The sequence below is a fragment of the Ureibacillus suwonensis genome (genome assembly GCF_042655065.1).
GTDB lineage: Bacteria > Bacillota > Bacilli > Bacillales_A > Planococcaceae > Ureibacillus > Ureibacillus suwonensis.
Genome location: NZ_JBHSNQ010000154.1, coordinates 1 through 8,924, shown reverse-complemented (window position 1 = coordinate 8,924; position 8,924 = coordinate 1). Strand labels below are relative to the sequence as shown.

The window sequence follows — 8,924 nt, the reverse complement described above, 5'->3', positions numbered from 1 at the left end:
TTAGGCTGGAAACGGCGGATTCTTGTACAAGATTGGCGGATATCCTTCTTTCGTAAAGCCAAAATTTTACGATTGGCGGATAAATTCACAAACTTGGCGGATATGGCGCTGGAAATGGCGGATTCTTACGAAAGATTGGCGGATATCTAACTTTGAAAGAGGAAATTTTCATTGATCCAATCAAGCGAAAGATAAAAATTTCCTAAAAGCCCCTTTTATGAATTGACTATTTTTTAATAGTTCGATACAATGCTTTCATATACTAATTCTCTAACTCTCTAATACTCTAGCATACTAAAGTAAATGTAATAGGAAGTGTGTATATATGTCATCCATCAAAAAATTTGAAAAACCCCTTGGAATGAGAGATACATTCCCTCGAATTTATGAAAAAATGGAGAGGGCAAGGCAAATCGGGCGCCAAGTCTTTCGTTCAAGGGGATTTGATTTTATCGAAACGCCTACATTGGAATATTACGATACTGTCGGAAAAGCGTCCGCCATCTCTGATTCCTTCTTATTCAAATTGGTGGACAGCCAAGGAAATACCCTTGTTTTGCGTCCGGATATGACAACGCCGATTACAAGGGTGGCCACATCCAAATTGTTGAAAGAAAAAATACCGCTACGGCTTGCCTATTCAGCCAATGTGTTCCGCGCACAGCAAATGGAAGGCGGAAGACCGGCTGAATTCGGACAAATGGGCATTGAAATTATTGGAGATAAAACGGTTTTTGCTGATGCGGAAGTGATCATAACAGCGGTACAATTAATGAAAGAGTTGGGCATCGAGTCGTTCAAATTGACGATTGGGCATGCAGGCGTACTCCATGATATTTTGGACGATTATACAGATCATGATTATCAGCGGGAAATTTTGCGGAATTTGCTTGTGGAGCGCAATTATGTCGGATTCGAAGAGGCGGTGCATGAATTTGATTTGCCGGCAACGAAAGCCAATGCGTTGCTTGAGTTTATCAATGAAGCAACAAATCTGTCTTCCATTGAAGATATGGAAAAATACGTGCGCAAAAACGACGGTATCGAATATATGAAACAACTTTCCAAATTAATTGATGCATACGATCTTTCCCAATATGTGTCATTCGATTTTACCCTCTCAAGCCATATGAGCTATTACACGGGCATGCTGTTTGAAGTATTTGCATCGGGTAGCGGTTTCCCGTTAGGCAATGGCGGCCGTTATGACGGTTTGTTGCATTTGTTTGGAAGTGACGTGGGAGCCACTGGATTCAGCATCCGCATCGACCGGCTGCTTGAAGTGTTGCCGAAAGAAGAAGTGGAAGAAGAAACCGTCTGCATTTTATTTGATGACGAAGATTTTATCAAGGCATTGGATCTTGCATCCACATTAAGGGAACAGGGAGCCCGTGTAACGGTCCAATCCAAAAAAGGGTTAATGAATAAAGAAGCATTCACGAAACTGTTTAGTCGGGTTGTTGATTTGAGCCAGGAGGAAGCACAATGAGTAGCGAATTGACGATTGCCATGCCAAAAGGGCGGATTTTCGAAGAAGCATATCAAATGTTGATTGAAGCAGGATTCAAGCTGCCGGAAGAAGTGGAAATGTCGAGAAAATTGATGATTGAGATTCCGGAAGAAAATATCCGCTTTATTTTAGCGAAACCGATGGATGTGCCGGTTTATGTGGAACATGGGGTTGCGGATATCGGCATTGCGGGGAAAGATGTGTTAATGGAACAGCAGCGGAATGTCCATGAACTGTTGGATTTAAAAATTAGCAAATGCCATATTGCATCAGCGGGATTGCCGAATACGCAAATGGATGAAATCGCCCCGCGCATCGCAACAAAATATCCCAATATCGCGATGAATTATTATAAAGGCATTGGCGAGCAAGTGGAAATCATCGAATTGAACGGTTCCATCGAACTTGCGCCGATGATCGGCCTTGCAGATCGCATCGTGGATATCGTGTCAACCGGCAGAACGTTAAGGGAAAATGGGTTGGTGGAATATGAACATATCGCCGATGTATCATCCCGCCTAATTGCCAACCCGGTAAGTTATCGGATGAAAAATGAACGCATACAAGAAATCGTATCCCGATTGAAGAAAATTGTGAAGTAAAGGGAAGGTTGCCAAATGAAGATTTCCAAGTTAACCAAAAACATTTCTTTGAAAAGAGAGCTTGAGAACGGAAATGAAGAACAATTGAAAACCGTGCGCCAAGTAATCGCGGACGTTCGGGAAAATGGGGATGCAGCAATCCGCAAATATACGGAGATGTGGGACAAAGTCGTCCTCTCTGATTTCCGGGTGACAGAAGAAGAAATCAATGAAGCCCTTCAAAACTTCGACCCCCAATTGAAAAAGGACCTGGAAGAAGCGGCGGACAATATCCGCAAATATCATGAAGCGCAAAAGCGGGAAGGCTATACATTGCCTTTGGCTGACGGTTCGTACCTTGCCCAACGGATTGTTCCGTTGGATTCGGTGGGATTATACGTGCCGGGGGGATCTGCAGCCTATCCTTCTTCTGTATTGATGAACGTGATTCCTGCCCAAGTGGCCGGGGTGAAACGGATCGTGATCACCTCCCCTTGCGGCAAAGACGGAAAACTTCCTCCTGCCGTGCTTGTTTGCGCGAGCATTTTAGGGGTGGAGGAAATCTATAAAATCGGCGGCGCCCAAGCCATTGCCGCACTCGCCTATGGAACGGAATCCATCGCCCCTGTCGATAAAATCACAGGTCCCGGAAACATTTTTGTGGCCCTTGCGAAGCGGGAAGTATTCGGCCAAGTGGCGATTGATATGATTGCCGGACCAAGTGAAATTTGCATCCTTGCCGATGACTCCGCCTACCCTGATGAAATTGCGGCGGACTTATTGAGCCAAGCGGAGCACGACATGCGGGCTTGCGCGATTTTAATCACAACGAGCGAAAATTTGGCCAATGCGGTCAGCGAACAAGTGGAAGAGCAATTAAAACAACTTCCAAGAGAGGATATTGCGCGAGCGTCCATTGAAAACTTCGGCCACATTTATATTGCGGAAACAATGGATCAGGCGGTGGATGCGGTGAACACCCTTGCTCCTGAACACTTGGAGATTGTGACAGAAAATGCGGAAGAAGTGAGCAAAGGGATCCGCCATGCAGGAGCCATCTTCCTTGGACGGTACAGTTCGGAACCGGTGGGTGATTACTTTGCCGGCCCGAACCACGTACTCCCTACAAACAGCACGGCGCGTTTTGCCAGCGGATTAAATGTGGATGACTTTATTAAAAAGACAAACATCATTTATTATTCGGAAAAAACTTGGGAAGAGAATGCGCCGAAAATTGCGAGACTTGCCCGGATGGAAGGGTTGGAAGCCCATGCGAGAGCCGTGGAATCGCGCGGTTGGAAGAAAGGAGAATAATCAATGACGCAAGCCAAAAAACGATTTGCCCAAATCGAACGGACAACGAAAGAAACCCAAATCAAAGTGGAATTTTATCTGGATGGGGAAGGAAAAGCGGAAGTTGATACCGGTGTTCCTTTTATGGACCACATGCTTGATTTATTTATGAAGCACGGCTTGTTCGACGGTAAAATTGTGGCGAATGGGGATACGCATATCGATGATCACCATACGACGGAGGATCTCGGCATCGTTTTGGGACAAGCGGTGAAAGAAGCCCTTGGGGATAAACGGGGCATCCGGCGATACGGAAACGCCTTTGTGCCGATGGATGATGCTTTGGCCCAAGTGGTGGTGGATTGTTCCAACCGCCCGCACTTGGAATACCGTGTGACGCCGGAATTGAAACCAAAAGTGGGAACATTCGATACGGAATTGGTCCATGAATTTTTATGGAAGTTTGCTTTGGAAGCGAGAATGAACGTGCATGTGATTGTCCCTTATGGCCACAATACGCACCATATCATTGAAGCCATTTTTAAAGCCCTTGCCCGCGCAATTGATGATGCGGTACAAAGCGATCCGCGGGTCAAAGGAGTACCTTCAACGAAAGGACTACTCGCATGAAAATAGGTGTTATCGATTACGGAATGGGAAATTTATTCAGCGTGACGCAAGCGCTAAAAAAATTAAATGCAGAAGTGATTCTGTCTTCCAAACCGGAAGAATTGAGAGAAGCCGATGCGCTCATTTTGCCTGGAGTAGGCGCTTTTCCGGATGCGATGAAACGATTGCAGGAAACCGGGCTTGACGGGTTTATCCGCAGTGAAGTCAAAAACGGCAAACCCCTTCTAGGCATCTGTTTAGGAATGCAGCTTTTGTTTGAAGAAAGTGAAGAAGTTGCTCCGACCAATGGCTTTGGTTTCTTTGAAGGCAAAGTTGTCCGCTTTTCCGGTATTTCAGAAAAAGGTGAAAAATACCGGGTTCCCCATATGGGATGGAATTCATTGACATTCCATTCGGTTCCCGATTGGTTGAAAGGGGAACAATTGCCGGAGGACAAGCATGTTTATTTTGTCCATTCTTATTATGCAAACACCGACTCCCCTCAAGTGGTGGCTACTGCCGATTATTTTGGCGTTCAAGTTCCCGGCATTGTTCAAAACGGCAATGTTTGCGGCATGCAGTTCCATCCTGAAAAGTCAGGGGAATTTGGCGTGTATTTATTGAAAAAGTGGCTGCAAGGGGTGAAATAAATGTTAACAAAACGAATCATACCTTGTTTGGACGTAAAAGACGGAAGGGTCGTAAAAGGCATTCAGTTCGTAGGATTAAGGGATGCTGGTGACCCGGTGGAACTTGCAAAGTATTATGATGGGCAAAGAGCCGATGAGCTCGTATTTTTGGATATTTCCGCATCCTACGAAGGCCGGCAAACGATGGTGGATGTCGTGAGAAAAACAGCTACGGAAGTATCCATTCCTTTTACGGTGGGCGGCGGCATCCGCACATTGGATGATATGAAACGGATTTTGCGGGCAGGTGCGGATAAAGTATCCGTCAACACTTCCGCCATCGAAAGACCGGAATTGATCAAAGAAGGGGCGGATTTTTTCGGCTCCCAATGCATCGTAGTCGCGATTGATGCCCGTTACAGCGATGAAGATGGCACTTGGATGGTATATACCCATGGCGGCCGGAACAAAACGGATTGGACCGCTGTGGAGTGGGCAAAAAAAGCGGTGGAGCTTGGAGCTGGTGAAATTCTGCTCACAAGCATGAACAAAGATGGCGAAAAGTCCGGGTTCGACTTGGCATTGACGAAAGCCGTCCGAGATGCGGTGACAGTGCCGGTGATTGCAAGCGGCGGAGCAGGAAACAAGGAACATTTCCGCGAAGTGTTGCAAGATGTGGATGCGGATGCAGCCCTTGCAGCTTCCATTTTCCACTATAAAGAAACAAGCGTGCCTGAAGTGAAGGCGTATTTACGAGAAAAAGGAGTCTGTGTCAGATGATTGAAATAGAAAATTTGAAATTCGATGAAAAGGGATTAATACCTGCCGTTGTGCAAGATGCACGTTCAAAACAAGTGTTGACCGTTGCTTATATGAATAAGGAATCCCTTCAAAAAACAATCGAAACTGGGGAAACGTGGTTCTATTCCCGTTCACGCGATGAACTTTGGCACAAGGGAGAAACAAGCGGCAATACGCAAAAGGTCATCTCCATCACAACCGATTGCGATCAGGATGCGTTGGTGGTTGAGGTGGTTCCGGCAGGTCCCGCTTGCCATAAAGGGACAACTTCCTGCTTTACGGAAACCGTTGTTGAAAACGGACATGTCGGCAGTGTCGGCATCATTCCGGAATTGGTGGAAATCATCAAGAAACGGGAAGAAGAAATGCCTGAGGGCGCCTATACAACTTACTTATTCACTGAAGGAATCGATAAAATCTGCAAAAAAGTCGGTGAAGAGGCGACAGAAGTGGTCATCGGCGCAAAAAACCGCAATCCGGAAGAAGTGAAATGGGAAGCGGCCGATTTGATTTACCACTTGCTTGTACTATTGCAAGAGCAGAAAATCAGCGTGTATGATGTATTGGATGTGTTGGTGGAGCGCCATAAGCAAAAAAGGGCCAGCACAAAAAATACAAAATAAATTCAACAATCGAATAAGCATTTGAAATGACGATTGTTGGAAATGTGATATAATAAAGTGGATTAATAAAAGGAACGTTTCTAAAACGTTCCTTATTTATTGTCTTGGAGGTTCATTTTGGAAAAGAAACAACAAAAAGAGAAAAATAACATCGTTTCGTTCATTCCAGATGGAGAATATTATTTCAACAAAGCAATCAAAGCCTTGGAAAAGGACCAAATGGATCGGGCGTACAAATATATGAAAAGAGCAGCGGAATTGAGCCCGGATGATGCGCATGTGTTAATGCATTACGGGCTGTTGGAAATGAACGCTCAAAATTTTGAAAAGGCTTATGAATTAATACACACCGCATATTGCATGGAACCGGACGAACCGGAACATGTTTATTATTTGGCAGAAGTATCAGGTTATTTGGGCTTGATGAATGATGCGAAAAAATATGCGGAAAAATATTTGGAACTTGAGCCTGATGGATATTACGCATGGGAAGCAAAAGAAATCATCGATTACGTCCATTTCGAGCAAAATGAAATTGACGATTTTGATGAAGAGGATTCATTTGAACAAATCATTATGCAAGAAAAAGCCCGCCGCTTGATGGAAGAAAAGCAATTCCATGAAGCGATTGAAGTGTTGGAAAATCTTGTTGATCAATATCCGGAACTTTGGCCAGCCTATAACAATTTATCTCTCGCTTATTTTTATGTAGGGGATTTGGAACAATCGAAAGCCATCCTGAATCATGTCCTCCGGGAAAATGTCGGAAATCTGCACGCGCTATGCAATTTAACGATCATCGCTTATTACGAAAAAGATGAACCGGCGCTTCATTATTTGGTGGACGTGTTGAAAAAGGTGCATCCTTTCGATTTTGACAGCCGATATAAACTGGGTGCCACGTTGGCGCTGATTGGCGAATATGATTTGGCATACAAATGGCTCCATAGCATGTCAAAGCTGATGATGCCGAATGATCCCGGTTTTTATTTTTGGTTAAGTCAAGCCGCATACTTCTCAAATCATGTGAAAGAAGCGGAAAGAGCCTGGGAAATGCTGACCCAGCTGGATCCTTCAAAAAACGGCATGGAACCGTGGAGACACATCAAAAGAAAAGAACTGTCCGAAATTCCGACACTCGATCAAAATCGGGACTACATTATCAAGAAAATCAGCAGCAATTATTCCGCCCACCGGATGTTCGGCTTTTTCCTGCTAGGCAAATCGGCATTTAAACAGGAGATCATCTCCCATCCGAAATTGATCGATTTATCCAAATACAACGGATTGGAAAAGCTTTGTTTAGCTTATGCATTGAATCATCAATTCAATATGAACAATAAAGTGGAAAAAAATTTTATCCGCCTGATCGCCGTTGCAGAGGAACTTTTCAACAATGTTGAAGCGTTGACTCTCGAAATCCAGCACCTGTTCCAAATGTGGTTCGTACTCAGTGAGAAAGCGTTCTTGAACGGTTACGAATTCAAAAATGTGAAAGCCCTGACCGCCGCAGTGGAATATATGTATTATTCAACGGTCAGTTCAAAGAAAATCACAAAAAAACAATTTGCAGAAAAATATGGCATAACGGTCTCCACATTGACAAAGTATGTAGACCAATTATTGGAGTTTTTACCATTTAATGAAGAATAGGCAAATTAATTGAAGTTTCATTTTGGTTTCACTATATTAAAGGTAGTTGGGAGGAATAGAAATGGCAGAAGAAAAAATTTATGACGTCATTATCATCGGTGCAGGGCCTGCAGGAATGACCGCAGCGGTATACACATCCCGCGCAAACCTTTCCACTCTGATGTTGGAACGCGGAATCCCCGGCGGACAAATGGCGAATACGGAGGAAATTGAAAACTATCCAGGTTTCGAATCCATTTTAGGTCCGGAATTGTCCACAAAAATGTTTGAACATGCGAAAAAATTCGGAGCGGAATATGCTTACGGCGACGTTTCCGAAGTGATTGACGGAGAAGAATTCAAAATCGTCAAAGCAGGTTCAAAAGAATATAAAACCCGTGCTATCATCATCGCGACAGGTGCCGAATATAAAAAATTGGGCGTTCCCGGCGAAAACGAACTTGGCGGACGCGGGGTAAGCTACTGTGCGGTTTGTGACGGAGCATTTTTCAAAGGAAAAGATCTGATCGTTGTCGGCGGCGGGGACTCAGCTGTCGAAGAAGGCGTTTATTTGACGCGCTTTGCAAATAAAGTGACCATTGTGCATCGCCGGGATAAATTGCGTGCCCAAAAAATCCTGCAAGATCGTGCATTCGCCAATGAAAAAGTGGACTTTATCTGGAACCACACAGTGAAGCAAATTAATGAAAAAGATGGAAAAGTGGGAAGTGTAACGCTGGTTTCAACAGTGGACGGTTCAGAAAAAGAGGTTCCATGCGACGGAGTCTTTGTTTACATCGGCATGTCGCCATTGACTGCACCTTTTAAAAATCTCGGCATTTTAAACGAGCATGGGTATGTTGTAACGAACGATAAAATGGAAACATCTGTGAAAGGCATTTTTGCGGCAGGGGATGTGCGTGAAAAAACGTTGCGTCAAATCGTAACAGCAACAGGGGACGGAAGCATTGCAGCCCAAACTGCGCAACAATATGTGGAAGAACTGAAAGAAAAATTAGTAAAAAACGGGTAATGAGAAATTAACTTTATTGTAACTTTTTCCACCGTAAAAATGGGGTATAATGAAAATAGAATTTAACCCCCCTTTAGTTAGTTTTTAGGGGCTGTCCGAAAAGTCGATTGAATCGACCTTCGGCTCAGCCCTTTTTTCTGTTTTTAGGGTACAAAAAAATCGTCCTTTTTTGATAGAATGAAATTGACCAAAATACATTCTAAAGAAAGGACG

The 8,924-nt window shown here is 44.1% G+C and carries 9 protein-coding genes; all 9 read left to right on the top strand.

All coding sequences use genetic code 11. The features are described from left to right. Nucleotides 1-325 precede the first annotated feature (325 nt). Nucleotides 326-1,489, top strand: coding sequence for an ATP phosphoribosyltransferase regulatory subunit (locus ACFPOH_RS11785; RefSeq protein ID WP_342468696.1), 1,164 nt, complete (start codon nucleotides 326-328; stop codon nucleotides 1,487-1,489). Next, nucleotides 1,486-2,112, top strand: coding sequence for an ATP phosphoribosyltransferase (gene hisG, locus ACFPOH_RS11780; RefSeq protein ID WP_342468697.1), 627 nt, complete (start codon nucleotides 1,486-1,488; stop codon nucleotides 2,110-2,112). Before ACFPOH_RS11785 ends, hisG begins: the two co-directional genes overlap by 4 nt. 15 nt (nucleotides 2,113-2,127) lie before the next feature. After that, nucleotides 2,128-3,405, top strand: a complete 1,278-nt coding sequence (gene hisD / locus ACFPOH_RS11775; RefSeq protein WP_390309805.1) for a histidinol dehydrogenase — start codon at nucleotides 2,128-2,130, stop codon at nucleotides 3,403-3,405. Nucleotides 3,406-3,408: 3 nt separating this feature from the next. Then, nucleotides 3,409-4,014, top strand: coding sequence for an imidazoleglycerol-phosphate dehydratase HisB (gene hisB, locus ACFPOH_RS11770; protein ID WP_342581768.1), 606 nt, complete (start codon nucleotides 3,409-3,411; stop codon nucleotides 4,012-4,014). Continuing rightward, nucleotides 4,011-4,643: an imidazole glycerol phosphate synthase subunit HisH gene (gene hisH / locus ACFPOH_RS11765; protein WP_390309802.1), complete on the top strand. Its 633-nt coding sequence runs from the start codon at nucleotides 4,011-4,013 to the stop codon at nucleotides 4,641-4,643. Before hisB ends, hisH begins: the two co-directional genes overlap by 4 nt. Continuing rightward, nucleotides 4,644-5,402, top strand: coding sequence for an imidazole glycerol phosphate synthase subunit HisF (gene hisF / locus ACFPOH_RS11760; protein ID WP_342468701.1), 759 nt, complete (start codon nucleotides 4,644-4,646; stop codon nucleotides 5,400-5,402). Next, nucleotides 5,399-6,046: a bifunctional phosphoribosyl-AMP cyclohydrolase/phosphoribosyl-ATP diphosphatase HisIE gene (gene hisIE / locus ACFPOH_RS11755; protein WP_390309800.1), complete on the top strand. Its 648-nt coding sequence runs from the start codon at nucleotides 5,399-5,401 to the stop codon at nucleotides 6,044-6,046. Before hisF ends, hisIE begins: the two co-directional genes overlap by 4 nt. A 117-nt stretch (nucleotides 6,047-6,163) precedes the next feature. Beyond that, a complete protein-coding gene (locus ACFPOH_RS11750; protein WP_390309798.1) occupies nucleotides 6,164-7,699 on the top strand; it encodes a tetratricopeptide repeat protein in 1,536 nt (511 codons plus the stop codon). A 61-nt stretch (nucleotides 7,700-7,760) separates the two neighbouring features. Then, nucleotides 7,761-8,711, top strand: a complete 951-nt coding sequence (trxB, locus tag ACFPOH_RS11745) for a thioredoxin-disulfide reductase (protein WP_390309796.1) — start codon at nucleotides 7,761-7,763, stop codon at nucleotides 8,709-8,711. Nucleotides 8,712-8,924 lie beyond the last annotated feature (213 nt).

Coding starts and splice junctions, on each gene's coding strand:
- ACFPOH_RS11785 (WP_342468696.1), top strand. CDS start 326: ATGTCATCCATCAAAAAATTTGAAAAACCCCTTGGAATGAGAGATACA.
- hisG (WP_342468697.1), top strand. CDS start 1,486: ATGAGTAGCGAATTGACGATTGCCATGCCAAAAGGGCGGATTTTCGAA.
- hisD (WP_390309805.1), top strand. CDS start 2,128: ATGAAGATTTCCAAGTTAACCAAAAACATTTCTTTGAAAAGAGAGCTT.
- hisB (WP_342581768.1), top strand. CDS start 3,409: ATGACGCAAGCCAAAAAACGATTTGCCCAAATCGAACGGACAACGAAA.
- hisH (WP_390309802.1), top strand. CDS start 4,011: ATGAAAATAGGTGTTATCGATTACGGAATGGGAAATTTATTCAGCGTG.
- hisF (WP_342468701.1), top strand. CDS start 4,644: ATGTTAACAAAACGAATCATACCTTGTTTGGACGTAAAAGACGGAAGG.
- hisIE (WP_390309800.1), top strand. CDS start 5,399: ATGATTGAAATAGAAAATTTGAAATTCGATGAAAAGGGATTAATACCT.
- trxB (WP_390309796.1), top strand. CDS start 7,761: ATGGCAGAAGAAAAAATTTATGACGTCATTATCATCGGTGCAGGGCCT.